The following is a 26,136-nucleotide window of genomic DNA, read 5'->3' on the forward strand; positions in this document are numbered from 1 at the left end:
GGGGGCGAGCATATCCTCCCACCCCCCGGCGGCCCGCTCAGTCCGCGCGGGCGGGCTCCGGCGCGGGGGCCATGAGGCTGAAGAGCATCCCGACGGTCACGACCGTGACCGCGCCGGTCACGTTGTGCCAGAGGAAGGCGATGCTCGGCACCTGCCAGCTGATCAGGCCCACGGTGGCCATGCCGGCGATGAGCCCGACGAAGGCGCCGAGCGCGCGCGCGCGCGGGATCATCGCGAGGAGGAAGACGCCGAGGATCGATCCATAGAAGAACGAGCCGAACCGGTTCACGACCTCGATGAGCGAGCCGAGGCTCGCCGCGTACGTCGCGACGACGCAGGCGAAGGCGCCCCAGAGCGCGGTGGCCCACTTGGAGACGGCGAGGTAGTGCGCATCGTCGCCGTCGGTCTTGAACCGGCGCTGGTAGAAGTCGACGACCGTCGCCGTGGAGAGCGAGTTCAGCTCGGCGGCGATCGAGCTCATCGCCGCCGCAAGGACCGCGGCGAGGAAGACGCCGGCGAAGCCCAGCGGCAGGTGGTCGATGACGAAGCGCGGGATGATGTAGTTGACGTCGCGCGTCGGTTGCCCGGTGACCTTCCCGGCGGCGGCGAGCGCGACGGCGCGGACGGCGCCGGCCTCGCGCTCCTGCGCGCGGTACGCGTCGAGCGCGGCCGCGGTCGCGGCGGCGTCACCCGTGGCACGGGCCGCGGCGGCGGCGCGCGCCGCGTCGGCACGGGCCGTCGTCACCGCGCCATAGCGCGCCGTGAGCGAGTCGAGCGTGCCCGGCGACGCGGCGGCCATCGCCTGCTGGTGCGCCGGATTGTAGTAGAGCGGCGCGGGCGAGAAGGTGTAGTAGAGGAACACCAGCACACCGAGCAGCAGGATCATCGCCTGGAGCGGGATCTTCCAGTACGCGCTCATGAGCAGCGAGCTGCGCGCCTCGTCCACCGACTTCGCCGTGAGATAGCGCTGGACCTGGCTCTGGTCCGTGCCGAAGTACGAGAGCATGAGGAACGTCCCGCCGATGATCCCCGACCAGAAGGTGTACTGGTTGGTGAGCGAGAACGAGAAGTCGAAGACCTGCATCCGCCCGGCCGCGCCGGCGATCGCGAAGGCGTCGTCCAGCGGCACCGGCATGCGCATCACGAGGACGGTGACCATCGCGAGCACCGCCGCGACGATGACGAACATCTGCTTGACGTCGGCCCAGGTGACGGCCTGGACGCCGCCGAGCACCGTGTAGACGACCGTCGGCACGCCGATGAGCGCGACGCACCACGTGAGGGGCCACCCGAAGATCGCCGAGAGCACGACGGCGGGGGCCGAGATGATCGCGCCGGCGGACATGCCGCGGGAGAGCAGGAAGAGCAGGCTCGTGAGCGACCGCGTGCGCGCGTCGAAGCGGCGTTCGAGGTACTCGTACGCGGTGTAGACCTTGGCCCCGTGCAGGAACGGGACGAGCGTGACCCCGAGGATCACCATCGCGATCGGCAGGCCGAAGTAGAACTGGACGAACTTGAGCCCGTCGGTCGCGCCCTGACCGGTGGTGCCGATGAGGGTGATCGCCGAGAGCTGCGTGGCCATCACCGAGAGCCCGACCGCCCACCAAGGGAGCGAGCGATTGGCGAGGAAGTACGCCTCGATGTTGGTCGCGCCCCTCGCGCGCCGGAGGCCGTCGCCGACGACCCACGAGAGATAGCCCGCGACGATGACCCAGTTGATCCAGTGCATCCGTCAGGCCGCGTAGCGCTGCTGGAGGAGCCAGAGCACCACGAGGGTCACGACCTGGATCGCGATGACGCGGACGAGATTCTCCCGGAACCGTTGGGACATGGGTCAAGAGTATGCGCGGCGGCGGGCAGAGGGTAGATGGCGCGGCGCCGAACGAGCCGCTACATCTTCCGCATGCTCCCGATCATCCTCCTCGCCGTCGGTGCGCTGGTGTCGCTGCCGCTCACCGCGGTCGGGTTGCCCGGCACCTGGGCGTTCCTCGCCGGCGTCGGGATCTGGAAGTCGGTCGACCCCACCGCATCGGTCTCGTGGACCGCGACGCTCGTCGGCGTCGCCCTCGCGCTCGTCGCCGAGGCGCTCGAGTGGATGCTCGCCACGCGGTATGCGTCCAAGTACGGCGGGTCGCGGCGCGCAGGCTGGGGCGCGTTGCTCGGTGGACTCGTCGGCGCAGTCGTGGGCGTGCCGATCCCCGTGGTGGGATCGATCGTCGGGTCGTTCGCGGGGGCGTTCCTCGGCGCGCTCGCGATGGAGTACACCGTCCACGGCGAGCATGAGCTGGCAGGGCGCGTCGCGTGGGGGGCGTTGATCGGCCGTGTCCTCGCCGCCGGCGCGAAGGTCGGCATCGGCGTCGTCGTCGCGGTGATCGTGGTCGTCTCGGCGCTCTGACCGGGCGCCGATCGAGCGTCGGCGCTCCTAGAGGTACGGCGAGAGCAGCCGTGCGAGCCCGTGCAGGATCTTCACCGGGAGCGTGCGCGAGTCCACTTCCTCGAGCGAGACCTCCCGTGCCGACGCGATGCGCGCGCCGACGAGATCGTCGAGCGCCGCGGCGCACGCGCTGCAGTAGAGCTCCACATCGAGCTCGAAGTTGAGGCGCAGGCTGCGTGGATCCCAGTTGGACGAGCCGACGAGCGCCCATTTGCGGTCGACGACCAGCACCTTGCTGTGGTCGAACGGCATGGGAGTGAGATGGACGCGGCAGCCGGGGCGCAGGACCTGCCAGAGTTGCGCCGTCGCCGCCCACTGCACGACCGGGATATTCACCTCGGAGGGCAGCACGACGTCCACGCGCACGCCGCGGAGCGCGGCGACGCCCAGGGCCGCGATCAGTCCGGCGTCGGGCAGGAAGTAGGGCGTGACGATGCGGATCGACTCGCGCGCGGAGGCGATCGCGGCGAGGATCACCGTGCGCGTGACCTCCAGGTCGCCGTCGGGGCCGTCGGTGAGGACGCGCGCAGTGGTCGTCCCGATCTCGGCGAGCGCGGGGAACCAGCCGGGACCGTCGAGGATCTCGCGCGTCGCGAAGGCCCAGTCCTCCGCGAACGCCTCCTGCATCTGCCCGACGAGGGGCCCCTCGATGCGGAAGTGGAGGTCGCGCACCATCCGGGCCGGCCGATCGGCGTGGACGTTCCGCGCCTGGATGTTCATGCCGCCGGTGAAGCCGATGCGACCGTCGACCGTGAGGATCTTCCGGTGATTGCGCAGGTTGAAGAAGGCGAGTCCGGCCTCGTGCACGCGCGGCAGGAAGAGCCGCACCGGCACGCCCGCGCGCGCCAGCGCGTGGTGCACCGGAGGCCACGTGTACCGCGCCCCGAACCCGTCGACCAGGACCCGGACCTCCACCCCACGCTGCACCGCGGCGGCGAGTGCGGTGACGAACCGCGTCCCCGCCGCATCGGACCCGAAGATGTAGGACGACAGGGCGACCGTGCGCCGAGCGGCATCGATCGCCTCGATCATCGCCGGGTATGCCTCGTCACCATTCGCCAGGACCCGCACCTGATTGCCTCGCAGGAGCGGCCGCCCTGACAGCAGCTCGCCGACGCGCGCGAGCTGCGTCAGCTCGGGAGCCACCGACGAGTCGGTGCCGGTGCGGGCGATGCTGAGGGCGCTCGGCGTCGACAGCTGCAACCGGCGGCGCTCCCGATGCAGTTGGCCCGCCCGGCGCTGGATCCGGTTGAGCCCGAACGCGGCGTACAACAGCGGCCCGATGCCCGGCGCGAACCAGATGAGGCCGACCCACCCGATCGCCGAGCGCACGTCGCGCTTGCGCGTGACCACATGCGCGCTCGCGACCAGGTTGGCGACCGCGATGAGCGCACCGGCCGCATAGGGCCACCAGCCGGGGAGGCCGTTCAGCAGCGACGAGAGCATCGGGAGGTCGCGGGGGCCATACGCTTGGGAATGTAATGGGCGTCACGGGGGCGGACGGCCCGCGAGGCGAGACCCGCGGGGCCGCGGATCGTCATAGATTCATGCGAGGGTCCACTCCGGGCCCGTCGTCCACCCATCCTTCGCGCGCCCTGCCGCGCGACCCCTGGGACCCGAGCATGCGCCTCCACGCCTTCAAGCGAATCGCCGTCGTGCTGGCCTCGGCCGCCACGATCGCCTCCTGCGATGACTCGGGACTCGCGCCGGTCGCCCCGACAAGCATCCCGCTCGGGTCGGGACAGTGGTTCCTCAATACCCTCAACGACAGCGTCCTCGGCTCGACCGTCTCCACGCGGATCATCGGCGTGACGCAGGAGCGGTCCGTCGCCGACTCGGGCTGGCTCAGCGTGAACGTCGACGGCAGCTACGAGCAGCGGTACTGGCTCCGGATCTTCGTCACCGGCGTCCTCGACCGTGCCGAGACGGTGATCGACGTCGGCACCTGGACCACCTCGGACTCGGGCTACGTCTTCACGTCGACGGTCCGGACGCGCGCCTTCCTCGTCGTCCCGGTGGACCTCTCGAACATCCGGACGGAGGAACCGATGGTGTTCTACCAGGACCCGCCGGTGACCGAGGGGCTGTACCGACGCACCCGCCCCTGATCGGCCGGTCTCCCGCGTTGCGGCGCATCGCCGCAGGCGCGAACTTGAGGCCAGACCCCTCAAGGAGCCGCGCGCAATGCAGGTCACGTTCACGGTCAATGGCACCCCGCGGACGGTCGACGTCCCGTCCGACATGCCCCTCCTCTGGGTGCTGCGCGACGTCCTCGACCTGAAGGGCACCAAGTACGGGTGTGGCGAGTCGCTCTGCGGCGCCTGCACCGTCCACGTGAACGGCGAGGCGCAGCGCGCCTGTCAGATCCCCGCCAGCGCGCTCGGCGGCCGCCGCGTGACCACCATCGAAGGACTCGCCGCCAACGCCGCGCACCCGCTCCAGAAGGCATGGGAGGAGCTCGACGTCCCGCAGTGCGGCTACTGCCAGGCCGGCCAGATCATGCAGGCAGCCGACCTCCTCGCGAAGAACCCGAAGCCCACCGACGAGGACATCGACGCCGCGATGTACGGCAACCTCTGTCGATGCGCGACCTACCATCGCATCCGCGACGGCATCCATCGCGCCGCGGCCATCGCCGCGGCCAACGGCAACCGGGAGTGAGGCGCATGACGACCGAACCCCGCGACACCACGGCGAAGGGCCTCGACCGCCGCGACTTCCTCCGCGTCAGCTCCGTCGCCGGTGGCGGATTCCTGCTCGGCACCCTGCTCGACCTCACCCACCCTGCCCTGCTCGGCGCGACCGAGGGGACAGGGATCGTCGGAGCGGCGACGGCCGCGGCGGGCGAGTTCACGCCCAACGCGTTCATCCGCATCGCGTCGAGCGGCACGATCACCATCATCTCGAAGAACCCCGAGGTGGGTCAGGGCATCCGCACCATGCTGCCGATGCTCATCGCCGAGGAGCTCGACGTGCCGTGGGAGTCGATCACGATCGAACTCGCGATGGCCGACGAGGCGAAGTACGGGCGGCAGGTCGCCGGTGGCAGCACCGCGACGCCCACCAACTGGGAGCCGCTGCGCCGGGCGGGCGCCGCCGGGCGGCAGATGCTCATCGCGGCCGCGGCCGCGACCTGGAACGTGCCGGCGGGCGAGTGCACCACCGACGTGGGCGTCGTGCATCATCGCGCGTCGAACCGACGCGCGACGTATGCATCACTCGCGGAGAAGGCGGCGACCATGCCGGTGCCCGCGCCGGCGAGCGTGCCGGTGAAGGACCCCAAGGACTACAAGATCATCGGCAAGTTCACGCGCGGGATCGACAACCGGAAGATCGTCACCGGCCAGCCGCTGTTCGGCATCGACGTGCAGCTGCCGGGGATGCTGCACGCGGTCTACGAGAAGGCGCCGGTGTTCGGGGCGAAGGTCGCGAGCGCGAACGTCGAGCAGCTCAAGGCGCTCCCCGGCGTGAAGCACGCGTTCATCGTCGAGGGCGGGACCAACCTCGCGGGGCTCCTCCCCGGCGTCGCGATCGTCGCCGACACCTTCTGGCACGCGCGCTCGGCGCGCCGTCGCCTCCGCGTGACGTGGGCCGACCATCCCACCGCGCAGCAGTCCAGCGCGGCCTTCTCGGCCAAGGCCGCCGAGCTCCTCGCCGCGGCACCGCAGCAGGTCGTGCGCAACGACGGCGACTGCACCGCGGCGATCGCCGGCGCGGCGAAGACCGTCACCGCGACCTACGAGTACCCCTTCATCGCGCACGCGCCGCTCGAGCCGCAGAACTGCACGGCGCACTTCGCCAACGGCAAGATGGAGATCTGGGCGCCGTCGCAGGCGCCGGCCGGTGGACGCGGGCTCGTCGCCCAGGCGCTCGGCATCGCGGCCGAGGACATCAGCATCCACATGATGCGCGGGGGCGGCGGCTTCGGGCGCCGGCTCAACAACGATTACATGGTCGAGGCGGCGGCGATCGCCAAGCAGGTGGGTGTCCCCGTGAAGCTCACGTGGACGCGCGAGGACGACATGCAGCACGACTTCTATCGTCCGGCGGGCTGGCACGGCCTCAAGGGCGGCGTGGACGCCGCGGGCAAGCTCGTCGCGTGGGAGAACCACTTCGTCACGTTCGGCGAGGGGCAGGGCTTCGCGCCGGCAGCGAGCATCGGGCCGACCGAGTTCCCCGTCGCCTTCATCCCCAATCTCCGGTTCGGCGTCTCGAAGATGCCCCTCGGCGTGCCGACGGGATTCCTTCGCGCGCCGACGAGCAACGCCATCGCCTTCGTCTACCAGTCGTTCATCGACGAACTCGCGCTCGCGGCCGGGAAGGATCCCGTCCAGTTCCGGCTCGACCTGCTCGCCCAGGCGGCGACCATCCCGGCGGTCGCGGGCACGCCGCCGGCCGCGGTGAACGCCGAGCGCATGCGCGGTGTCCTGCAACTCGTCGCCGAGAAGTCGGGCTGGGGCAAGCGCACGCTGCCCAAGGGGAGCGGCATGGGCGTCGGGATGCACTACAGCCACCGCGGCTACTTCGCGGAGGTCGCGGAGGTGACGGTGAGCCGGAGCGGCGAGGTGAAGGTCGTGAAGGTCTGGGTCGCCGGCGACGTGGGGAGCCAGATCATCAACCCGAGCGGCGCGATGGCGCAGGTGCAAGGGTCGGTGCTCGACGGCCTCGCCGAGGCCTTCAAGCAGGAGATCACCATCGAGGGTGGCCGGACGGTGCAGAGCAACTTCGATGACTTCGAGCTGCTGCGCATCACCGAGGCGCCGCCGGTCGAGGTGCACTTCCACATCACGGACAACCCGCCGACCGGGATGGGCGAGCCGGCGCTGCCGCCGGTGATCCCCGCGGTCACCAATGCGATCTTCGCCGCGACGGGGAAGCGCGTGCGCTCGCTGCCGCTCTCGCGCCACGACCTCAGCTGGAGCTGAGGCGTGAAGCAGTGGCTCGAGTCGCGCCAGGTGTTCGAGGCGATCGCCGCGCGTGACGCCGCTGGCGGCGGCGCGCGCGCGGCGCTCGCCTCGGTCATCCGCGTGCGGGGCTCGGCGTACCGGCACGAGGGCGCGAAGCTCGTCGTGGGGGCGGACGACGCGATCACGGGGAACGTGAGCGGCGGCTGCCTCGAGGAGGACGTGCGCGAGGTGGCCCGACGCGTGATCGCGACCGGTGTCGCCGAGCGACGCTCGTACTGCGGCGGCGGGGACGAGATCGCCGCGTGGGACCTCGGGGTCGGCTGCGAGGGCGAGGTCGAGCTGCTCATCGAGCCCGTCTCCGCGCGCCACGCGGGGATCGACGCGGTGATGCGCGACGAGGAGCCGTTCGTCGTCCTCACCGATGTCGCTGCCGCGCTCGAGGCGCGCACGGGGACCGCGCATGCCGCGGCCGGGCGCGTGCTCGTCGGCGCGGAGGCGCGCGACTGGATGGGTGACAGCACCTCGCGCCTCGAGACGCGCGATGGGCGCGAGTGGTTCGTCGACGTGCTCACGCCGCCACCGCGACTGCTGGTGGTGAGCGGAGGTGACGACGCGCGACATCTCGCGCGTCTCGCCGATGCGGTGGGTTTCCGCGTGGTCGTCGCCGACCGGCGTCCCGGGCTGCTCGCCCGCGAGCGGTTCCCCGCGACCGTGCGCCTCGTGGAGACCGACGCCGCACGCCTCGGCGAGCGCGTGGTGCTCGACGCGGAGAGCTTCGCGGTCGTGATGACGCACCACTTCGCCGACGACACCGACTACCTGCGCGCGCTGCTGCAGAGTCCGGTGCGGTATCTCGGCGTGCTCGGGCCGAGGCAACGCACCGATCGGATCCTCGGCATCCTGCGGGCCGAGGGACCGCTGGACGAGGCGCGGATCTTCGGGCCGGTGGGACTCGACATCGGGACCGATGGCGCCGAGCAGGTCGCGCTCGCGGTGGTGGCGGAGCTGCTCGCGGTGCGGAGCGGACGCCGGCCCCGGTCGCTCCGCGAACGGGCGGCACCGATCCACGCGCCGGGTGAGTGACGACGCGGCGCACCTCGAGAAGGTGCGCGAGGCACGGACCGACGCGCGCGTGGGAGCGGTGCTGCTCGCCGCCGGTGCGTCGCGTCGCATGGGACGTCCCAAGCAGCTCCTCGCGGTGGACGGCGAGCCGATGGTCCGCCGCGCCGCCCGTCGGGCGCTCGACGCCGGCCTCGCCCCGGTGATCGTCGTGCTCGGACACGAGGCCGAGGCGGTGCGCGGTGCGCTGGAGGGGCTCGACGTGCGATTCACCACCAGTCCGGACCCCACCGGACCCACGAGCGCGTCACTCCACGCCGGGCTCGCGGCGCTCGACGACGACGTGGCGGCCACGATGGTGCTGCTCGCCGACATGGTGCATGTGACGACGCCGATGCTCCATGCACTCGTCGCATCGTGGCGCGCGGCGGGGACGCCGCTCGAGGTCTCGCGCTACGGCGAGGTGCTCGCGCCACCGCTGCTCTTCCCGCGCGCCCTCTGGCCCGAACTCCTCGCGTGGCACGGCGAGGGATGTGGCAAGGCGGTCGTGCGGGCGCACCTGCACGAGGCACGCGTGCACCAGTGGCCCGAACCCGCGCTGCGCGACATCGACACGCCCGAGGACTACGCGGCGCTCACCCGCTGACAGGCCTCAGGGCCCGACGACCACGCGCACCGAGTCGCGCACGCCGTCGGCGGTGACGACGAGCCAGGTGGCACCCGGCTCGACGCCGAGGACGGTCCACGCGCCATTGGCGTTGGCCGCGGTGGGCGCGAACGAGAGCACCGCGGGGTCGCGCGAGACGGTCACCGCGCGTTGCATGAGGAACTCGCGGTGCACGAGGTCGTTGGTGTTCGCGTCGCGCATGAGGCTCCTCACCACGCGCGTGGCGCCGACGGCGAGCGGCGTTGCATCGCAGGCCACGGGTGCCGCGGCACTCCCGCAGAAGAGGTCGAAGGTGGCGAGCTTCTGTCCGACCATGACCGTCGTCGAGACGATGACGTCGCCGAAGCGGGCGGAGACGGCCACCGGCAGGTAACCCGCGTGCGCCTTGGTGACCACGAACTCGGCGTAGCCCCCGGCGAACACCTGCGTCTCGGGATTGGCGAGGCCGTTGGAGGTCCACACGATCCCGGATTGCCCCGCCGGCAGCGGTGGATCGGTGAGCAGCGTCACGGTGAATCGCTCCCCGATCGAGAAGGTCGAATCGGGCGCGATGAGCGTCTTCGTCGCCGACGCATCGGGGTCCCAGTGATTGTCGCGGACGAACGGCTCCTCGAGATGGCACCCGAGGAGGACCGTCGCGACGGCGACCCAGGCGAACGCGCGCGAGGACCTCGGCATCAGAACCGCACCCGGAGACCGAGGTGGCCGGTCGTGAGCGCCGGGAGGACCTCCACGCGCCGCGTGCGCGGCCGTCCGACCTCGCGCACGTCGGCGAGGCGTCGCGCGTGCTGCCACTCGTTCCACACGGCCTCCATGCCGGCCCCGATCCATAGTCCCGCCGCCGCGACGGTGAGCGCGTTCCCCGCGGTGCGCGCGTTCTGGGCCCGCTTGTAGCGCGTCACCGCGTCGGGGAAGTCCCCGCCCTGGTACGCCTGGTACTCGCGGTACGACTTCCGCGCGAATCCTCGCGCACCCTCCGCCGCGGTGTACGTGAGCGCCGTGGACGCGAACACGGTGAGCGCGAGCCGACGACGCAGCGGCCCGGTCGCCTGCCCATAGCCCGGGATCACCGACCGGAGCGCGATCACCGGCAGCGGGATCGACGTGCAGCGCGCCGGCTTCCGCGAGGCATCCGCCATGTCGCGGAGCGAGGCCGGCGCCTCGGGGGCGAGCGTCAGGCAGGGGTACACGTCCATCACGTCGGCGATGAGCGAGAGCGCCTCGGGATCCCGGTCGCGCAGCGAGAAGGCGACCGCCGACGCGAGCATCGCATCGCGGATCTCGTGCTGCGGCGGCCGCGGCTGGAACATGAGCCGCGTCAGCGCCTCCGAGGCCGCGAGACCCAGCGCGCCGCGGGTGAAGGCCTCGTGCGCGACGCGCAGCGACGAGTCGGTCGGTGCGGCGAACTCGACTGGCGGCAGGGCGAGCGACGCGTCCGCGGCGTCGAGCGTCCGCGCGTGCCAGGGGAGCATCTGCTGCCAGACCGCGCGGATGAGCCGATCGGGGAGCGGGAGCACATCCGGTTCGGGATCGACCGGATTGTAGACGTGCACCTCGAGCCGCGGCACGCGCCCCTCGGCATCGGGGGAGAACGCGAGCGGGTCGATCCAGACGCGCACCTGCTCGCTCCCGTCGACGACGAGTTGCGTGCGCGTCACCTTCGTGACCGGTGCGCGCCCCGTGAGCGGCGTCGGCTCGACGAGCCCATCACGTCGCATCTCGGCGCTGGCGACCTGTTCGAACGCGCGCACGGGCCCGAAGGCGCCGTAGAGGGCCCCGCGCGAGAGCGCCGCGAATCGCGCGAGGACGCCCGCGTGACAGTCGAAGCGCCGCTGCTCCTTCGGGTAGATCGCGATGGCCACCAGCGGCCGGGCCCGCGCTGCCGAGTCGAAGGCGGCCCATGGATCGATCGTGTCGGTCGACGCGACCTGCGCATCGGACAGGGCGAGCGCGCGCTGACACCCCCGCGTGGCCTTCACGATCAAGGAATCCTGCGCGAGCGCGTCCACCGCCATCGGCGTGAGCACGAGGATCTGGTACCGCTCGCCGTCCACGAGATACGAGGCGCCGGTGCGCCCGCGCGCGGCGATCGAGGTGCGCCACTCGAGGAAGCCGCCCCCGGCGGGCCCGGGCGCGAGGATCGAGTCGGGCGCGGCGGGGGGACGTTCGCGCGCCGGCGTCTGCGCACCGGCGACGCTCGCTGACGCGAGCATCGCCGACCCTGCGAGGAGCACCCGGCGAGCGACGCGGCCCATGACGCAATCTACCCCTCGTCGGTCGCGCCGTTCGCGCCCGCTCAGGGGCGACCCGAGAACCGCCCGAACTGCTGCATCGCATCCTGCACGGCGGGATCGGTCCGCGCCTCCACGAGATAGAGCCCCGCGTTCCCGAATCGCACGTACGCGACCACCTCCATCAGCCGCGTCTGCAACAGGGCGTCCGCGTCCGCACCATCCGGGATGCTGAGGCCGCTCTCCCGTGCGAGGGAGCGGAACGACGCGAAGGCCGTGGCCGGGAGCCCGGCCGCGGCGAGCGCGTCCGCGGTCGTGAGCGATGCGCCCGCCGACGAGACGTACGTGTTCGCCCATTTGATCGGCAGGTCGAGCTCGGCGGCGCGCGCGACCCACGACGGCGGGTCCGCCGGACGCGGCGTGCGCACGTCGGGGTAGATGCCCCCACCGCCGTACAGCGTCCGTCCGCTCGCCGACTTGCACGTCGGACGTCCGATCGTGTCGCGCTCCGCCCGTGCCGCGCGATAGTACTCGCGGCTCGTGAGGTCCCGGTACTGCCGCTGCACCGCGCGCCCGCAGGGCGTCCGGACCTGGCCGATCACGAGCACGATGACGGAGCCATCCGAGAGCGGGAAGCCCTGCATCATGAGCGACTTCCCGAAGCTCGGCTGCCCGTGGATGACCGCGCGATCATGGTCCTGCAACGCGCCGGCGACGAGCTCGGAGGCGCTCGCCGTGCCGGCGTCGATCATCACCACGATCGGGTAGTTCCGGTCGCCACGGAAGAACGATCGACGGACCCGCCCCGTGTCGACGGCCGCCGCTCGACGTCCCTCCGACGTGTACACGATGGTCCGTTCGGGAAGGAACTCGCCCGCGACCGCGGACGCCTCGGCCACGCTGCCACCGCCGTTGTCGCGCAGGTCAAGGACCAGTCGACGCATCCCGGCCTTCTCGAGGCGGTCCACGGCCGCACGGAGATCGGCCGCGACGTTCTCGGCCGCGAAGGTCGTGATGCGGATGTAGCCCGTGGTCGCATCGAGCAACAGCGCCGCGGGGACCGCCGTCTCCCCGTCGAACCGTTCGCGCTTCACCACGCGAGTGAGCGTGGCGTACGTCCCGTCGGGGCGCCGACGTTCGAGCGTGAGCGAGACCGTGGTGCCGCGCGGCCCCGCGAGCTCGATCTCCAGTTCGGTGGGACTCTCGGCGCGCATCGGATGTCCGTCGATCGCGAGGAGCTCGTCACCCGGCAGGATGTCCTGCCGCGCCGCCTGCGTCCCGGCCGCGACGCGCGCGACGACCGCGGCACCGCCCGACATCGTGAAGTCGACCGGCACGGGATGGAGCTTCCCCGCGCGCAGTTCCGCCTCCTTCCCCGGCGAGAGCCGGACGGCCGGGATCACGTACGAATGCGGGTCGGTGGCCTGCACCATCGCCTGGATCGCGGAGAGGAACAGTCGATGCGAGTCGAGCGAGTCGGGATGGTTGACGCGGATCTGGTTGAAGACCTGCGAGAAGAGCTGCAGGTCCTCGGCGACGGTGCGCGGCCGCGTCATCGCCGGCGCCGCCTTCACCGTGTCGGCCGGAAGGCGCTGCTGCGCGGCCAGCGACGGGACGGCGGCCGTCAGCGCGACGACCAGTGCCGCCGCAGGCAGCGGGCGCGCACCCCGCGGGTACGCCCGGCGACCGGTGACGCGGCTCATGGCTGGAGCCCGGCGACGCGTTCGGTCGCCTGGTTCCGCCGGGCGACGTCGCGCCGCGCGGCCATCGTCAGGAACCGCTGGTAGCTCGCGCGCGCCTCCGCCTTGTCGCCGGAACGCTCCAGCGCCTGGGCGAGCTCGAAGTGCGAGGCCGCGTGCAGCGGCTCGAGCTCGATCGCCTTCCGCAGCGGCGCGATCGCGTCGGCCGCCTGCCCCGCGGAGAGCAGCACGCTCCCATGGAGGTAGTGGACGTACGGTTCATCGACCGCGAGGTCCGCGGCGAGCGCGAGCTCACTCACCGCCGTCACGGTGTCGTTGGCTGCCAGCGCGAGGCGACCCAGCTCGACGTGCGCCATGAAGTACGACAGGTCCTCGCCGATGGATCGCCCGAGCGCGGCGCGCGCCGAGTCGAGCTGCCCGCTCTTCCCATAGGAGAGGGCCAGGCTGTGCTCCACCATCGCGCGCGAGTTGTAGAACACGACGTCCTCGTCACGGTCGTTCTCGCGCTTGGCGAGGGCCTCGCTCGCGAGCCGGAACTCCGCGATGGCCGCCGGGAACATCCCCTGCAGGGCGTACACGCGACCGCGCTCGAGCCGGATGTAGCCGGGCGTGCGGCTCTGCTTCATCGCGAGCTCGTAGTCGGCGAGGGCGGGCTGGAATCGCCCTTCGCCGTACGCCACCCACGCGCGCATGTACGCCGACCCGCTATAGAGATAGTCGCGGATCACGCGATCGATCTCCATCGGCGAGGCGGTCGGATAGTCGGCGCGCATGAGGGTCCGGTAGTACGTCATGAGCATCGTGTGGTCGTACTTCCGGTAGTAGAGCGGATCGAGCCGGAGGGCACGCAGGGCGAGCGAGTCGAGCGCCTTGAGCTCCTTCGACTCGCGCGCGCGGCGTCCGCCCTCGATGTGCATCTTGAGCGTCGCCGGCCGCCGCATGATCATCGCGGCACGACGCCCGTCGAGCGCATCCGCCGAGCTCGGATCGAGCCGCGCGGCCCAGTAGAACGCCTGTGCCGCCTCGGCGGGCTTCTCCTCGAGGATCCGCGCGCCATGGGCGAAGTAGGCGTTGGCGTCGTTGGTGTCGGCGTCGGCGGCGAGACGCGGACGACGCTCCACCGCGCCGAGTCGTGCCTGCGACTGCACCGGGGCGGAGAGGAGCACGGCGAGCAACAGGATGGCGGACGAGCGCATGCGGACCTCGGGATGATGGCCGGGTGGGGTGCTCGGACGCCGCGAACTTCCCGCCCGGTACAACGCTCGTCAAGACGGGTCGCGTCGGGTCAAGGAAGTCCCGACACGCCACCCCGTCCGACCACCCTCAGTCCAGCACCCGCTCCCGCTCGGCCGGCGTGAAGACCACGCACGCATCCGCCCCGCCGGCCAGGCGCCGCCGGCGCCGCGCGACCCAGTCGTACGCGGCATCGCCCACCGGGCGCGGGAGGAACCAGCCGAACCCGGCGAGCAGCGCCCAGAGCCCGCCGAGGTAGCGCGCGATCGAGAGGACCGCCGCATACCGCACCTCGGCGCGCTCCACACCGCCCTCGGTGTCGATCCACACGAGCGAATCGACCGCGGCCGCGCGCGGATGCGCGGCGAGCAGCCGTCGGCCGGCCGCCCCCTCCCGTGCCGCGAAGCGCGCGTCACCCCGACGCCGGTCGTGCGCCAGGAGGAACTGCACCGAACGTGCGCAGAAGGCGCAGTCGCCGTCGTACAGGAGGATCGGGCCCGCGCTCACGGCGAGGCCACGACCTCGTGCTCCGCCACGAAGCGGCCGCTGCGCAGGAAGGCCACGAGCTGCCGCTTCACGTCCTCGCGGCGCATGATGAACGAGTGGCCGCCGCCGACCACCACGTGCGCGGTCTCCTCCGCGAGATGCGTCTCGGGGAGCTTCACCGTCCGGTCGTCGCGCGCCGCGATCACGCCGATCTGCACGTCGCGCACGCGTGGGAGCTTCCGCACCGTCGCCGCGGTGTCGGCGCGAAGCTCGCTGACCGGCCGCAGCAGCCAGCCGGCGAACGGCGCGAAGGTGTTCGCGGCATGCGCCCCCTGGTTGGGCGGCGCGAGCATCACCACGCGCCCCACGCGCGGCGGGAGCGTGTCGCGCGTGAGCACGTACCGGATGACGATGTTGCCGAGGCTGTGCCCGACGAAGTGCACCTGCGTGTGCTGCGGCCCGACGGTGCGCGCCAGCTCGGCGCGCAGCTTCTCGCCGATCTCGGCGATGCTGCAGCAGTAGCTCGAGTAGCCGAAGTTGAGGACCTCGTACCCTTCCGCCTCGAGCGCCTTCTTGATCGGCCACATCGACATGGGCGAGCGGCCCATGCCGTGCGCGACGACGACGAGCTCGCGCGGCGCGAGCGAATCGGCCTGCGCCGCCGCCACGCGCGGCGAGGCGGCGGCGAGGACGAAGCCGAGCGCGAGGAGGCTTCGCCGGACGACGGTCAGTGCGGCCATGCCATCAGCGCGCTCCACACCGCGCGTTCGAAGACGATCCCGTCCGGGAAGTGCGCCGCGACGTCGGCCCGCAGGCGCGGCGCGTGGGTGACGAGGTAACGCTCGAGCGTCTCGCGATCCGCCATCTCGTACCGGACGCGGAAGCGCCCATCATCGTCCCGCAGCAGATCCGCGCCCTCGAAGAGGCCTGTCAGGAGCACATCGGGGATGTGCCGCTCGCGCAGATAGACCTCGTAGCGACCCCGGAGGTCGTCGCGCACGCTGGCGGTGACTTCATACGTGATCACGCGCGGTCTCCTGGGGCAGTGAACGGTCGGGGGCGAGCGCCCCCCGACCTGTCGGTACGGACCGGTGCCGCACCATGTTCCATCATACCCCGGAAGCTCATCATCTCCTCCCTGCGGCGCCAGCCATCACTCGCATGCCCCTCCTCGCCGCTCCGCCGGCCACCGTGCGCACCCGCGACGGCCTCGACCTCCCGCTCCGGCACTGGCCCTGTGCCGCGCCGCGCGGCCGGATCCTGCTCGTGCACGGACTCGGCGAACACATCGGCCGGTATGCGCATGTGGCCGACTACCTCGTCGCCCGCGGCTGGGACGTCGTCGGGTACGATCAGCGGGGACACGGCGGTGCCCCGGGCAAGCGGGGCGTGCTCGGCGCGGACGGTGACCTCCTCGCGGACCTCGACGCGGTGGTCGATGCCACGCGGACGTCCGCGCCTGTCCCGTTCGTGCTCCTCGGACACAGCATGGGCGGCCTCCTCGCGGCGCAGTTCGTCGCCGAGTCGCGGCGGCCGGTCGATGCGCTCGTCATCACCTCGCCGGCCCTCGATCCGGGGCTCGGGTTCGCGCAACGCCTCCAGCTCGCGATCGGTCTGGCGCTCGTCCCCGACCTGCCGATGGGGAACCAGCTCGATGCGACGAGGATCTCGCATGACCCCGACGTCGTCCGGCGCTACCAGACCGATCCGCTGGTGCACGACCGCGTGACGGCGCGACTCGCCAAGGCGCTCGTCGATGGCGGCGCGGCCGTGCTCGCGCACGCCCCGCGTTGGTCGGTCCCCACGCTGCTCATGTGGGCGGGCAGCGATCACCTCGTGTCGCCCAAGGGGAGTGCCGCCTTCGCCGCGGCGGCACCGCGCAGCGTGGTCACCGCGCAGTGCTTCGAGGGGCTGTATCACGAGATCCTGAACGAGCGCGATGCCGCGCCCGTGTTCGCCGCACTGGACGCGTGGCTCGACCCGCGACGCGCCGCGCCCTGACTCAGGCGGCGGGCGCGGGTCCCGACACGAGCCGCGCGGCGAGCCACCCGGCGCCCGGGATCCCCGCGGTCGCGACCAGCCACATCCACGGCGGATGCACGTAGGTCCCCAGGTTCACGAGCGTCGTCGACAGGAACAGCAGCATGATCGCCCACACGTACATCGTGCCGGGGCGACCGGAGAGCTTCGTCGCGACGAGCCCCCCGGAGAACGGCGCGAGCACCCAGCCGCTGACCATCACGAGCATCGCCCCGAACGGCGCGGTCGCGATGTGCGCATTCACCTGCGCCGTCACCCGCGGATCGAAGCCCGCCGGCAGCGGATGGATCATCGCCCCGAGCTTGTCCATCAGGATGACGACGAGCACCGCGACGGCCATGCCGCCGACGATGGAGAGGAACGAGCGCGCGATGGGAGGCATGGGGATCCGGGGGAGGACGGGCGAAGTCTAGCGCCGACCGCCGGTGAGCGCGCGCCAGAGCACCCGGAGCGCCTGCCCCAACGTCGGATGGTCGGTCCATCGCTGCAGGCGCTGCCGCTCACCCTCGAGCCAGCCGACCTTCGCCTCGAACGCCTCGGGGTGCACCACGTCGCGCGGCGCCGGCGGCAACGGCGCCCCCGCGAACCGCGCATGGAGCGAGGAGCGGCGCGAGACGAAGACGAAGAGGTTCTGGCGATACCACCACGCCACGCGCGCATCGTCCCACACGGCGCCGCGCACCAGGTCGAAGCAGTCGTGGCCCTGCGCCGCGAACCGCGCGATCCAGCGCGACGCGCGCTCCTCGTTCACGTGCTCGGTGCCCCCCTGATGCGGCACGGCCGCGCTGAACAGGACCACGTCCGCGGCGCGGCAGAGGTCCGCGACGAAACCGTCGGCGCGCGCCGCGGGCAGGTGCTCGGCGACCTCGACCGAGATGGCGAGATCATGGCGACCATGGTCGGGGAGCGGTTGCGCGAGGTCGGTCGGATGGAACACGATCCGCGCGCTCCGCAGCTTCGCGCGATCCACCCACGGACCATCGAGCCCCGTGAGCACGCGCGCGCCCAGCGACTCGGCGGCCGCGAGCCAGGCACCCTGGCCGCACCCCACATCGATCACGCGCTCCACGGCGAGATGCCCCATCACGAGCGGCAGCACCACGGCGGCGGCGCGCGCCGAGCCGTCCACCTGGTCGGCGTAGAATCCGTCGTCGTAGCGCGCGGTGTCGGGCTGGGTCACCGGGCCACCCGCGCGAGCGTGCCGCCCTGCAGCGACCCGATGAAGAGCCAGCGCTCCGTCTCGAGGACGTCGGTCATCTTGGGGAACCCGCCGCTCGGGTCCTGCCGGTCGTCGAGCACACGCCCTCCGGCGTCCATCGCGAAGATGTGCCCGTACTCCGCCGCGCGCGGGCGCAGGGCCATGGGGATGCGGACGATGACCTTCCGCAGGAACGGACGCGCCGAGAGCGCGTCGAGCAGCGCGTTGCGCGGCGCGAAGAGCGCGACCCAGTATCGCCCATCGAGGCCGCGCGAGATGTTGTCGGGAAAGCCGGGCAGCCCCTCGAGGACCGGGGTCACGCGGCCGCGCGCGGCCCCGGTCACCGCGACGCGCACGATGCGGTACGCGCCGGTCTCGCAGACGAACACCGCCTGCTCGTCGGGCGTCATCGCGACGCCGTTGGCGAACTGGAGTCCCCGCGCGACGACCGACGCGCGGCCGGTGCGCGGATCCCACCCGATGAGGCGTCCGTGCCCACCATGCTCGATCACGTCGAGCACGCTCGCCTGCTCGTCACTCTGCGCGCGCACACCGAACTTGGTCGACGCATCGGAGAGGTAGACCATCCCGTCGGCCGCCACCGCGAGGTCGTCAGCGAACTCGATGCGCGTGCCGTCGGCCGAGTCGGCGAGCAGGCGCACCGTCCCGGCGGTGTCGATCGCGAGCAGCCCGCGCTCTCCGTCGGCGACGAAGAGCGTTCCCGCCGTGTCGAAGTCGAGGCCGAGCGGACGGCCCTGCGTATCGGCCCACGCGACGGGATCGGTGCCGTCGGCGGTGAAGCGGAGGATCACGCCGTGCCGGGTGGACACATAGACGCGTCCCTGCGCATCCTGCGCCACGCCTTCCGGACCCTCGTGCGCGCCGAGCGGGATCGTGTCGAGGTCGGCCAAGCGCGTATTCGCGGCGAACGGACCGGTGAAGCCCGTGTCCGGCGGCGCGGCCCACGCGACCGGGTCGACGGGCACCGGCCAGAGCGCGAGGTAGGCGAGCGCGGCGGCGAGACCGGACGCGAGCACCACGAGGAGGGTCCTGCCGACGGGACGCATGGCAGGAATCTCGGCGCGTCCGGGCCCCTCCGCGAGTGGGAGCGGACATCCGCCGGACCGCACGCGTCCCCTGTCGTGCGCCCACGGCGCAGGGCATCTTGAGGACTGCGAAAGACCCACGCCTGGAGCCCGTCCGTGACCGAAGGGAAGCCGCGCCCGCCGGCGCCGTCCGACCATGCCAGCGAGGCCGAGACCCTTGCCTCGCAGATCGTGAAGCTGGGCCCCGCCGAGGCCGCCGACGCGCTCGAGCGCCACAGCGATGCGATCGTCGCCGACGTGCTGCAGCGGATCAACCCGGCGTGGGCGGGCGACATCATCCCGCAGCTCGAGCCGGGCCGTCGCACCTCGGTGATGAACCAGGTGCCCCACGACGTCACGCAGCAGTGGTCGCGCAATCTCTCGTTCGAGGACGACACCATCGGCCGGTTGATGGAGCCGCCGCCGGCGACCTTCCGCACGCACGAGACGGTCCGCGAGGCGACGCAGCGGGTGCGCGAGGTCGCCAAGCGCGTGATGCTCACCTACCTGTTCGTGGTCGATGCGCAGGGCGTGCTCGTGGGCGTGGTCACCATGCGCGACCTCGTGGTGGCGGAGGATGACGACGCGCGACTCGAGTCGCTCATGCTGCGCGACGTCTTCGCGCTCCAGCCCGCCGTGCCGCTCGCCGATGCGATGAAGCTCGTGGTGCACCGGCACTATCCGGTCTACCCGGTGACCGACGCCGGCGGCAAGCTGCTGGGGCAGGTGCGCGGCAGCGCGATGTTCGAGGAGCAGGCGATCGAGATCAGCGCGCAGCCCGGCCGCATGGTCGGTGTCGCCGAGGAGGAGCGGCTGCTCACGCCGTGGACGCGCAGCCTCAAGTTCCGGCATCCCTGGCTGCAGCTCAACCTGCTCACGGCGTTCATCGCCGCGGGCGTGGTCGGCCTCTTCCAGCAGACGCTCGACAACATGGTCATCCTCGCGCTCTTCCTTCCCGTGCTCGCCGGCCAGTCGGGGAACACGGGCTGTCAGGCGCTCGCGGTCACGTTGCGCGGCCTCACGCTCGGCGAGCTGAAGGCGGGGACCGAGCGGATGCTCGTCGCGAAGGAGGCGCTCCTCGGCTTCTTCAACGGCGCGCTGGTCGGCGTCACCGCGGGCACGGGGATGTTCATCGTCGCCACGGTCCAGGGGAACCCGGACCGCCTCGGGCTCTCGCTGATCGTCGCGCTCGCGATGACGGTCAGCTGCGTGGTGAGCGGGATCTCAGGGGCGCTCATCCCGCTCACGCTGCGCCGGGTGGGGGCCGACCCGGCGACGGCGTCGAGCATCTTCCTCACGACCGCCACCGACGTCGCGAGCATGGGCGTGTTCCTCGGGCTGGCGACGGTCTTCCTGACGTGAGGCGTCGCGCCGCGTTCAGGGCGCGCGGGGCGGCCGAGCAGGCGGCCGCGGGGGGTCCAGCCCCGGCGGAGGCCCCCGCCACCCCCGGCACGCCCGCGCGCCCAAGGGGGCACCCCGGGGGACGGGGGGCCCGGCGGCGCGGGGCGGCCCGGCCCGCCCCGCCCGGGGGGCGCGCCGCGCCGCGCGCCCGCCCGGGCCGGCCGGGGCCCCGGCCGCCCCGGGCCCCGCCGGGCCCGGGGCCGCCGGCGGGGGGCGGGGGGGCCGCGGGCCCGGGGCGGGGCGGCCGGGCGCCCGCGGGGGGGGGGGACGGGGGCGCGGGCCGCGGGGGGGGCGCGCCCGGGGGGCCAGGAGCCGCGGGGGGAGCGGCGGACGAGGCAGGGAACGGCGCGCCTCAGCGCGTGATGGGAGTGATGCGCAGGACGCGCCCGTTGGGACTGTCGGTCACGACGTAGACCATGCCGTCGGGACCGACCGCGACGTCGCGGAACCGTTCGCGAAGGTCGCCGAGGTAGCGCTCCTCCTTCACCACGCGCTCGCCATCGAGCTCGAGGCGGACGAGCCCGCCCGGCGTCATCGAGCCGATCAGCAGGCTCCCCTTCCACCCGGGGATCGCATCGGCCGAGTAGAACGCGAGACCCGACGGCGCGATGACCGGGTCCCAATAGTAGACGGGTTGCTCGAGCCCTTCCTTCGCCGTGCCCTCCCCGATCCGCGCACCGGAGTAGTCCCGACCATAGGTGATCACCGGCCAGCCGTAGTTCCGGCCGCGCTCGGGATGATTGAGCTCATCGCCGCCGCGCGCGCCGTGCTCGATGGTCCACAGCCGACCGGTCGCGGGATCGAGCGCCGCCGCCTGCGCATTGCGATGCCCGTAGGACCAGATCTCCGGCTGTGCGTCGTCGCGGCCGACGAACGGATTGTCCGGCGGGATCGTCCCGTCTGGGTTGATGCGCATGAACTTGCCCATCCCCTGCGTCAGGTCCTGCGCGCGATCGCGATAGCCCTGCCGGTCGCCCTGCGTGATGAAGAGCTTGCCGTCGGCGGCAAAGACGAGGCGTGAACCGAAGTGCCCCGCCCCGCGGAGCTTGGGGCGCTGACGATAGATCACCCGCACATCGGAGAGTCCCGCGTCACCGAGCGTCGCGCGGGCGACCGCCGTGCCCGCGAGTCCGCCCTCCGGCTCGGCGTACGACAGATAGATCGTGCGATTCGTCGCGAACTGCGGGTCGAGTGCGACATCGAGCAGCCCGCCCTGTCCCTCGGCGTAGACGGTCGGCACGCCGGCGAGGGGCGCCGAGAGCATCCCGTCGGCGCCCACGATCCGCAGCCGCCCCGGCCGCTCCGTCACGAGCAACCGTCCGTCGGGCATGAACGCGAGTGCCCACGGGTGCACGAGGCCGCTCGTGAACGTCTGTGCGCGGACGACGTCCTCCCGGCTCGCCGGCTGCGGCGAGGCCGGACCGCCCTGCGCATCCGCGCCCGCGGCGCGGGCACAACCGACGACGACGAGCGCGACGAGCGCGACGAGCGGGAACGCGAGATGACGGAGCGGACGCATGGCGAGTCGGTGAGGGTCCCCTGACGATACAGCGTGGGCGCGCGCGTGGAAATGCTCGGCTTGCGACCTGCGCCGGCATGGGCTACCTGTCACCGATGCGCCTCCACCTCCCTGCCCTCCGTCGCCGCGTCATCCTCGGCGCGATCCTGCTCACCGCCGCCTGCGGCCGCGAGACGGTCCCCGATGTCATCCTGTTCAACGGCCGTATCTGGAGCGGCGACTCGACGATCGCCGATGCGACGGCGATCGCGGTGAAGGGAGACCGGATCCTCGCCATCGGTCGCGATGCCGACGTGCGACGACTCGCCGGAGACGGGACCACCGCGATCGATCTCGATGGCCGGCGCGTGATCCCCGGCTTCCACGATGCGCACTGGCACCTGCCCACGCGGCGCTCCGCCGACCTGGTCGGCGCGAAGGATCCGGAGGAGATCATCGCGCGACTCAGGGCCTTCGCCGACTCCGTCCCCGCCGACGCCTGGCTCACGGGGCGCGGGTGGACGCCGGACATGTTCCCGCGGAACACCGCGCATCGACGGTACCTCGACACCGCGTTCCCCGACCGACCGGTCCTCCTCACCGATCGCGATGGGCATCAGACCCTCGCCAACCAGCGCGCGCTCGCGATCGCCGGCGTGGGGATCGAGACGCCGGAGCCGGCGGGCGGCGCGATCATCCGCGATGTGGGCGGCGCGCCGACCGGACTGCTGCAGGAGACGGCGAGCCAACTCGTCCGCAAGGAGCTCCCCGACCCCGACGCGAACGAGGTCTATGCCGCGCTGCGCTACGAGATGCATCGCGCCGCGTCGCTCGGCCTGACGGCGCTGCAGGTGGCGAACGCGCTCGGGGACGCCGAGCAGGCGGCCTTCGATCGCGCGCGCACGGAGGACTCGCTGCTCGTGCGGTTCCGCGTGGCGTTGCCATTCATCCAGGTCCCCGGCGATTCCGCCTTCGCGGCCTGGCGCGCGCTGGGGGAGCGGTGGTCGGGACCGCTGCTGCGCACGGGGATCGCGAAGGGGATGCTCGACGGGACCGTCGATGCGGCGACGGCGGCGATGCTCGCCCCCTACGCGATCGGCGGGCAGACCGGACTCCCGCGCTGGAGCGACGCCGACCTCGCCGATGCCGTGACGCGCTACGACAGCGCGGGGATCCAGGTGGAGCTGCACGCGATCGGCGATCGCGCGGTGCGGATGGCGCTCGATGCGTTCGGCGCGGCGGCCGCGCGCAACGGGCCGCGCGACCGTCGGCACCGCGTGGAGCACCTCGAGGTGCCCGACCCCGCCGACCTCCCGCGCTTCCGCGAGCTGGGCGTGATCGCGTCCACGCAGGCGATCTTCGCCACGCCGGACGCGACGACGATGACCAACTACGTCCCGATGCTCGGGCCCGTCCGCGAGACGCACGCGATGCCGTTCAAGGCCCTCGACGACGCGGGCGCGATGCAGGCGTTCGGCAGCGACTACCCCGTCTTCCCCATGGACCCGCTCCTCGGCACCTGGATCGCGGTGACGCGCCAGCTGCCCGACGGCTCACCGGCGGGCGGTTGGCAGCCGCAGCATCGGATCGACGTGGAGGCGGCGCTCCGGCACTACACGCACGGATCGGCCTACGCGGCCTTCCGCGAGCAGGAGCTCGGAACGCTCGCGCCGGGGATGCTCGCCGATCTCGTCGTGCTCTCGGAGGAGATCATCGGGACGGCGCCCACCGCGCTGCTGCGCGCGAAGCCGGTCCTCACGATGATGGGCGGGCGCGTCACGCATCGCGCCGCGGACTTCAGCGCCGCGGGCGGTGCATCCCGACCATGAGGAGATGCGAGGCGACGCCGGGATTCTCGCCGGCCGTGCCCGCGTTCGAGATGTGATGGAAGCGGTAGGCGAGCGTGATGCCACGCTCGGTCGGCGGGCCGAAGCGCAACCCCACCTCCGCGCTCGCCGTGAAGTTGAACTGTGCGGCCTGCGTGGTGGGCACGCGTTCGCTGAAGAGCAACGCCCCGCCCGACACGCCGATCCAGGGCGAGACGGGTCCGCGACGATGGAAGCGGCGCACGAGTCCCAGCGGCGCGATACCGGCGCCGAGCGGCGCACCCGGCGGGAAGAGGCCGCTCCCGTCCGCCGGATCGGGCGGCAGAACGCAGAGCGCCGCGGTCGGGCATGGCACGCCGGCACCGCGCAGGCTCACGAGCGGCGGACTCAGCCGCGCGAGCGGGATGACGTCGATCGTCCACTCGAGCGTCGGGAACTCGCCCTCCGCGGCGCGCGCGCCGATGGGGCGCGAGAGCCGCACGGCGAGCTGGCCGAAGCGCATGTGCGGGGTCTCGCCGAGGATCCCCCACTGCGGCGACCGCCCGCTGAGCGCGCCCCAGAACTCGAGCGCGCCATTGCGCGGGTCGAGTCGCTCGGACTGCGCGCCCGCGGTGGCGGCGTCGAACAGGAGCGCCGTCATGGCGAGCACCACACCGAACGCCGTGCGACCCGCCGTCCACCGTCCGCGCACCGTCACCCCTGCACGGGGCGCGCACTTCGGCCGGTATCGAGGATGTCCACGTCCTTCGTCTCACGCAGGAAGAGCGCCCCCACCACGAACGTCATGCTCGCGATGATGACCGGGTACCACAGCCCGGAGTAGATGTCCCCGCGTGCGGCGACGATCGCGAAGGCCGTGGTGGGGAGGAATCCGCCGAACCACCCGTTGCCGATGTGATAGGGCAACGACATCGACGTGTAGCGGATGCGCGTGGGGAACATCTCGACGAGCATCGCGGCGATCGGCCCGTAGACCAGCGTGACGTAGAGGACGAGGACCCAGAGGACGAGGACGACCATCGGCTTGTCGATCGCCGCGGGATCGGCGGTGGCAGGGTAGCCGGCGGCATCGAGTGCGGCCTTGAGCGCGGCGTCGAACCGCGGCTTCTCGCCCGACTGCGCGACCGCATCGAACGCGGGGATCGCGACCTCGCCGACGCGGATCACCGCCGGACCGCTCGCGTCGGGGCCGTTGGTGTACGGGACGCCGCGCGCCACCAGCGCGGCCTTCGCGACGTCGCAGCTCGAGGTGAACTTGCTCGTCCCCACCGGATTGAACTGCACCGAGCACTCGGCGGGATCGGCGGTCACGACCACCGGGGCGCTCAGCTGAGCCGCCTCGAGCGCGGGGTTGGCGTAGTGCGTGAGGGCCCGGAACAGCGGGAAGTAGGTGAGCGCCGCGAGCGCGCAGCCGAGCAGGATGATCGGCTTGCGGCCGATCCGGTCGGAGAGGGTGCCGAACACCACGAAGAACGGCGTACCCAGGAGCAGCGAGACCGCCACGAGGATGTTCGCGGTCGAGGTCTCGACCTTGAGCGTCTGCGTGAGGAAGAAGAGCGTGTAGAACTGCCCGGTGTACCAGACGACCGCCTGACCCGCGGTCAGGCCGAAGAGCGCGAGCAGCACGATCTTCAGGTTCCCCCACTCGGCGAACGACTCGGTGAGCGGCGCCTTGGACCGCGTCCCCTCGGCCTTCATCGCCTTGAAGACCGGCGATTCATCGAGCGCCAGCCGGATCCACACCGAGATCCCGAGCAGCAGCAGCGAGACGAGGAACGGGATCCGCCATCCCCACGATTCGAAGGCTTCCGTGCCGAGCGTGACGCGGCAGGCGAGGATGACGAGGAGCGAGAGGAAGAGCCCCATCGTCGCGGTCGTCTGGATCCACGAGGTGTACGCGCCCCGCGCGCCCGGCGGCGCGTGCTCGGCGACGTAGGTCGCCGCCCCGCCGTACTCACCGCCGAGCGCGAGCCCCTGCAGGAGGCGCATCAGCACCAGCAGCACCGGCGCCGCGATCCCGATCGACGCGTACGACGGCAGGACGCCGACCACGAAGGTCGAGACGCCCATGATGAGGATCGTGATCAGGAAGGTATGCTTGCGTCCGACGAGGTCGCCGAGCCGGCCGAACACGAGCGCCCCGAAGGGGCGCACCGCGAACCCCGCAGCGAAGGCGAGCAGCGCGAAGATGAACGCCGCCGTCGGGTTGACCCCGGAGAAGAACTGCTTGCTGATGATCCCCGCGAGCGACCCGTACAGGTAGAAGTCATACCACTCGAACACCGTGCCGAGCGAGGAGGCGACGATGACCTTGCGGGCTTCGCGTGTGGTGTCCTGGAGGAGGGGCATGGGGGCGGAATATGCCCCGCGC

24 protein-coding genes are annotated in these 26,136 nt (G+C 72.1%); 9 read left to right on the forward strand and 15 right to left on the reverse strand.

Annotation, left to right across the window (positions count from 1 at the left end; translation table 11 throughout):
• Positions 1-37 precede the first annotated feature (37 nt).
• Positions 38-1,729, reverse strand: coding sequence for a sodium:solute symporter (locus tag IPJ78_14095; GenBank protein MBK7907677.1), 1,692 nt, complete (start codon positions 1,727-1,729; stop codon positions 38-40).
• A gap of 174 nt (positions 1,730-1,903) precedes the next feature.
• On the opposite strand from IPJ78_14095, the gene IPJ78_14100 reads away from it, so the two are divergent.
• Positions 1,904-2,395 carry a DUF456 domain-containing protein gene (locus tag IPJ78_14100; protein MBK7907678.1) on the forward strand — a complete coding sequence of 164 codons (492 nt, stop codon included), beginning with the start codon at positions 1,904-1,906 and terminating at the stop codon, positions 2,393-2,395.
• A 27-nt stretch (positions 2,396-2,422) separates the two neighbouring features.
• On the opposite strand, the gene IPJ78_14105 is transcribed toward IPJ78_14100, so the two are convergent.
• Positions 2,423-3,880, reverse strand: a complete 1,458-nt coding sequence (locus IPJ78_14105) for a PLDc N-terminal domain-containing protein (protein ID MBK7907679.1) — start codon at positions 3,878-3,880, stop codon at positions 2,423-2,425.
• A 176-nt stretch (positions 3,881-4,056) separates the two neighbouring features.
• Here IPJ78_14105 and IPJ78_14110 point away from each other — a divergent pair, with 176 nt between their 5' ends.
• The 5 genes from IPJ78_14110 (at position 4,057) to IPJ78_14130 (ending at position 9,046) form a co-directional block, all read left to right on the forward strand.
• Positions 4,057-4,542, forward strand: a complete 486-nt coding sequence (locus tag IPJ78_14110; GenBank protein MBK7907680.1) for a hypothetical protein — start codon at positions 4,057-4,059, stop codon at positions 4,540-4,542.
• Between the two features lie 76 nt (positions 4,543-4,618).
• Positions 4,619-5,095, forward strand: a complete 477-nt coding sequence (locus IPJ78_14115) for a (2Fe-2S)-binding protein (protein MBK7907681.1) — start codon at positions 4,619-4,621, stop codon at positions 5,093-5,095.
• A 5-nt stretch (positions 5,096-5,100) separates the two neighbouring features.
• Positions 5,101-7,359 carry a xanthine dehydrogenase family protein molybdopterin-binding subunit gene (locus IPJ78_14120; GenBank protein ID MBK7907682.1) on the forward strand — a complete coding sequence of 753 codons (2,259 nt, stop codon included), beginning with the start codon at positions 5,101-5,103 and terminating at the stop codon, positions 7,357-7,359.
• A 3-nt stretch (positions 7,360-7,362) separates the two neighbouring features.
• Entirely contained in the window at positions 7,363-8,424 is a 1,062-nt protein-coding gene (locus tag IPJ78_14125) for an XdhC family protein (protein MBK7907683.1), read from the forward strand.
• Positions 8,417-9,046 carry a nucleotidyltransferase family protein gene (locus IPJ78_14130; GenBank protein ID MBK7907684.1) on the forward strand — a complete coding sequence of 210 codons (630 nt, stop codon included), beginning with the start codon at positions 8,417-8,419 and terminating at the stop codon, positions 9,044-9,046. The genes IPJ78_14125 and IPJ78_14130 overlap by 8 nt, the downstream gene beginning before the upstream one ends.
• Positions 9,047-9,052: 6 nt before the next feature.
• Here IPJ78_14130 and IPJ78_14135 read toward each other — a convergent pair whose 3' ends face one another.
• The 7 genes from IPJ78_14135 to IPJ78_14165 form a co-directional block, all read right to left on the reverse strand.
• Positions 9,053-9,745, reverse strand: a complete 693-nt coding sequence (locus IPJ78_14135; GenBank protein ID MBK7907685.1) for a hypothetical protein — start codon at positions 9,743-9,745, stop codon at positions 9,053-9,055.
• Positions 9,745-11,322, reverse strand: coding sequence for a hypothetical protein (locus IPJ78_14140; protein MBK7907686.1), 1,578 nt, complete (start codon positions 11,320-11,322; stop codon positions 9,745-9,747). The genes IPJ78_14135 and IPJ78_14140 overlap by 1 nt, the downstream gene beginning before the upstream one ends.
• A gap of 41 nt (positions 11,323-11,363) precedes the next feature.
• Positions 11,364-13,001 (reverse strand): PDZ domain-containing protein, encoded by a 1,638-nt coding sequence (locus IPJ78_14145; protein ID MBK7907687.1) that lies wholly within the window; start codon positions 12,999-13,001, stop codon positions 11,364-11,366.
• Positions 12,998-14,194 carry a tetratricopeptide repeat protein gene (locus IPJ78_14150; GenBank protein MBK7907688.1) on the reverse strand — a complete coding sequence of 399 codons (1,197 nt, stop codon included), beginning with the start codon at positions 14,192-14,194 and terminating at the stop codon, positions 12,998-13,000. The genes IPJ78_14145 and IPJ78_14150 overlap by 4 nt, the downstream gene beginning before the upstream one ends.
• Positions 14,195-14,321: 127 nt before the next feature.
• On the reverse strand, positions 14,322-14,738 hold the full coding sequence (locus tag IPJ78_14155; GenBank protein MBK7907689.1) for a DUF393 domain-containing protein: 417 nt from the start codon (positions 14,736-14,738) through the stop codon (positions 14,322-14,324).
• A complete protein-coding gene (locus IPJ78_14160; GenBank protein MBK7907690.1) occupies positions 14,735-15,457 on the reverse strand; it encodes a hypothetical protein in 723 nt (240 codons plus the stop codon). Before IPJ78_14160 ends, IPJ78_14155 begins: the two co-directional genes overlap by 4 nt.
• Positions 15,445-15,744: a DUF4286 family protein gene (locus IPJ78_14165; GenBank protein ID MBK7907691.1), complete on the reverse strand. Its 300-nt coding sequence runs from the start codon at positions 15,742-15,744 to the stop codon at positions 15,445-15,447. Before IPJ78_14165 ends, IPJ78_14160 begins: the two co-directional genes overlap by 13 nt.
• Positions 15,745-15,878: 134 nt before the next feature.
• Here IPJ78_14165 and IPJ78_14170 point away from each other — a divergent pair, with 134 nt between their 5' ends.
• Positions 15,879-16,718, forward strand: coding sequence for an alpha/beta hydrolase (locus IPJ78_14170; protein MBK7907692.1), 840 nt, complete (start codon positions 15,879-15,881; stop codon positions 16,716-16,718).
• 1 nt (position 16,719) lies between these two features.
• Here the strand turns inward: IPJ78_14170 and IPJ78_14175 are convergent, their stop codons facing one another.
• Genes IPJ78_14175 through IPJ78_14185 form a run of 3 tightly spaced genes read right to left on the reverse strand, consistent with a single transcriptional unit; the run spans position 16,720 to position 19,022 of the window.
• The gene (locus IPJ78_14175; protein MBK7907693.1) at positions 16,720-17,139 is read right to left on the reverse strand and encodes a hypothetical protein; all 420 of its coding nucleotides are present in this window, start codon (positions 17,137-17,139) and stop codon (positions 16,720-16,722) included.
• 27 nt (positions 17,140-17,166) lie between these two features.
• On the reverse strand, positions 17,167-17,937 hold the full coding sequence (locus IPJ78_14180) for a class I SAM-dependent methyltransferase (protein ID MBK7907694.1): 771 nt from the start codon (positions 17,935-17,937) through the stop codon (positions 17,167-17,169).
• Positions 17,934-19,022, reverse strand: coding sequence for an SMP-30/gluconolactonase/LRE family protein (locus IPJ78_14185; GenBank protein ID MBK7907695.1), 1,089 nt, complete (start codon positions 19,020-19,022; stop codon positions 17,934-17,936). The genes IPJ78_14180 and IPJ78_14185 overlap by 4 nt, the downstream gene beginning before the upstream one ends.
• A 351-nt stretch (positions 19,023-19,373) precedes the next feature.
• Between IPJ78_14185 and IPJ78_14190 the strand changes: the two genes are divergently transcribed.
• Entirely contained in the window at positions 19,374-20,402 is a 1,029-nt protein-coding gene (locus IPJ78_14190) for a magnesium transporter (GenBank protein ID MBK7907696.1), read from the forward strand.
• A 391-nt stretch (positions 20,403-20,793) separates the two neighbouring features.
• On the opposite strand, the gene IPJ78_14195 is transcribed toward IPJ78_14190, so the two are convergent.
• Positions 20,794-21,960 (reverse strand): PQQ-dependent sugar dehydrogenase, encoded by a 1,167-nt coding sequence (locus IPJ78_14195; GenBank protein MBK7907697.1) that lies wholly within the window; start codon positions 21,958-21,960, stop codon positions 20,794-20,796.
• Between the two features lie 95 nt (positions 21,961-22,055).
• Between IPJ78_14195 and IPJ78_14200 the strand changes: the two genes are divergently transcribed.
• Positions 22,056-23,768 carry an amidohydrolase gene (locus tag IPJ78_14200; GenBank protein MBK7907698.1) on the forward strand — a complete coding sequence of 571 codons (1,713 nt, stop codon included), beginning with the start codon at positions 22,056-22,058 and terminating at the stop codon, positions 23,766-23,768.
• On the opposite strand, the gene IPJ78_14205 is transcribed toward IPJ78_14200, so the two are convergent.
• Both IPJ78_14205 and IPJ78_14210 read right to left on the reverse strand, forming a co-directional pair.
• On the reverse strand, positions 23,737-24,462 hold the full coding sequence (locus IPJ78_14205) for an acyloxyacyl hydrolase (protein MBK7907699.1): 726 nt from the start codon (positions 24,460-24,462) through the stop codon (positions 23,737-23,739). The genes IPJ78_14200 and IPJ78_14205 overlap by 32 nt on opposite strands.
• Positions 24,459-26,114, reverse strand: a complete 1,656-nt coding sequence (locus IPJ78_14210; protein ID MBK7907700.1) for an MFS transporter — start codon at positions 26,112-26,114, stop codon at positions 24,459-24,461. The genes IPJ78_14205 and IPJ78_14210 overlap by 4 nt, the downstream gene beginning before the upstream one ends.
• Positions 26,115-26,136 lie beyond the last annotated feature (22 nt).

This window comes from Gemmatimonadota bacterium (assembly GCA_016714015.1).
In the GTDB taxonomy this organism is placed as follows: Bacteria; Gemmatimonadota; Gemmatimonadetes; order Gemmatimonadales; family Gemmatimonadaceae; genus Pseudogemmatithrix.

Bases quoted from the DNA above. Each gene is read 5' to 3' on its own strand.
- IPJ78_14145 (MBK7907687.1), bottom strand. From the start codon at position 13,001: ATGAGCCGCGTCACCGGTCGCCGGGCGTACCCGCGGGGTGCGCGCCCG.
- IPJ78_14115 (MBK7907681.1), top strand. From the start codon at position 4,619: ATGCAGGTCACGTTCACGGTCAATGGCACCCCGCGGACGGTCGACGTC.
- IPJ78_14140 (MBK7907686.1), bottom strand. From the start codon at position 11,322: ATGGGCCGCGTCGCTCGCCGGGTGCTCCTCGCAGGGTCGGCGATGCTC.
- IPJ78_14100 (MBK7907678.1), top strand. From the start codon at position 1,904: ATGCTCCCGATCATCCTCCTCGCCGTCGGTGCGCTGGTGTCGCTGCCG.
- IPJ78_14190 (MBK7907696.1), top strand. From the start codon at position 19,374: ATGAACCAGGTGCCCCACGACGTCACGCAGCAGTGGTCGCGCAATCTC.
- IPJ78_14120 (MBK7907682.1), top strand. From the start codon at position 5,101: ATGACGACCGAACCCCGCGACACCACGGCGAAGGGCCTCGACCGCCGC.
- IPJ78_14095 (MBK7907677.1), bottom strand. From the start codon at position 1,729: ATGCACTGGATCAACTGGGTCATCGTCGCGGGCTATCTCTCGTGGGTC.
- IPJ78_14185 (MBK7907695.1), bottom strand. From the start codon at position 19,022: ATGCGTCCCGTCGGCAGGACCCTCCTCGTGGTGCTCGCGTCCGGTCTC.
- IPJ78_14110 (MBK7907680.1), top strand. From the start codon at position 4,057: ATGCGCCTCCACGCCTTCAAGCGAATCGCCGTCGTGCTGGCCTCGGCC.
- IPJ78_14210 (MBK7907700.1), bottom strand. From the start codon at position 26,114: ATGCCCCTCCTCCAGGACACCACACGCGAAGCCCGCAAGGTCATCGTC.
- IPJ78_14175 (MBK7907693.1), bottom strand. From the start codon at position 17,139: ATGCCTCCCATCGCGCGCTCGTTCCTCTCCATCGTCGGCGGCATGGCC.
- IPJ78_14170 (MBK7907692.1), top strand. From the start codon at position 15,879: ATGCCCCTCCTCGCCGCTCCGCCGGCCACCGTGCGCACCCGCGACGGC.
- IPJ78_14160 (MBK7907690.1), bottom strand. From the start codon at position 15,457: ATGGCCGCACTGACCGTCGTCCGGCGAAGCCTCCTCGCGCTCGGCTTC.
- IPJ78_14200 (MBK7907698.1), top strand. From the start codon at position 22,056: ATGCGCCTCCACCTCCCTGCCCTCCGTCGCCGCGTCATCCTCGGCGCG.
- IPJ78_14195 (MBK7907697.1), bottom strand. From the start codon at position 21,960: ATGCGTCCGCTCCGTCATCTCGCGTTCCCGCTCGTCGCGCTCGTCGCG.
- IPJ78_14150 (MBK7907688.1), bottom strand. From the start codon at position 14,194: ATGCGCTCGTCCGCCATCCTGTTGCTCGCCGTGCTCCTCTCCGCCCCG.
- IPJ78_14105 (MBK7907679.1), bottom strand. From the start codon at position 3,880: ATGCTCTCGTCGCTGCTGAACGGCCTCCCCGGCTGGTGGCCCTATGCG.
- IPJ78_14135 (MBK7907685.1), bottom strand. From the start codon at position 9,745: ATGCCGAGGTCCTCGCGCGCGTTCGCCTGGGTCGCCGTCGCGACGGTC.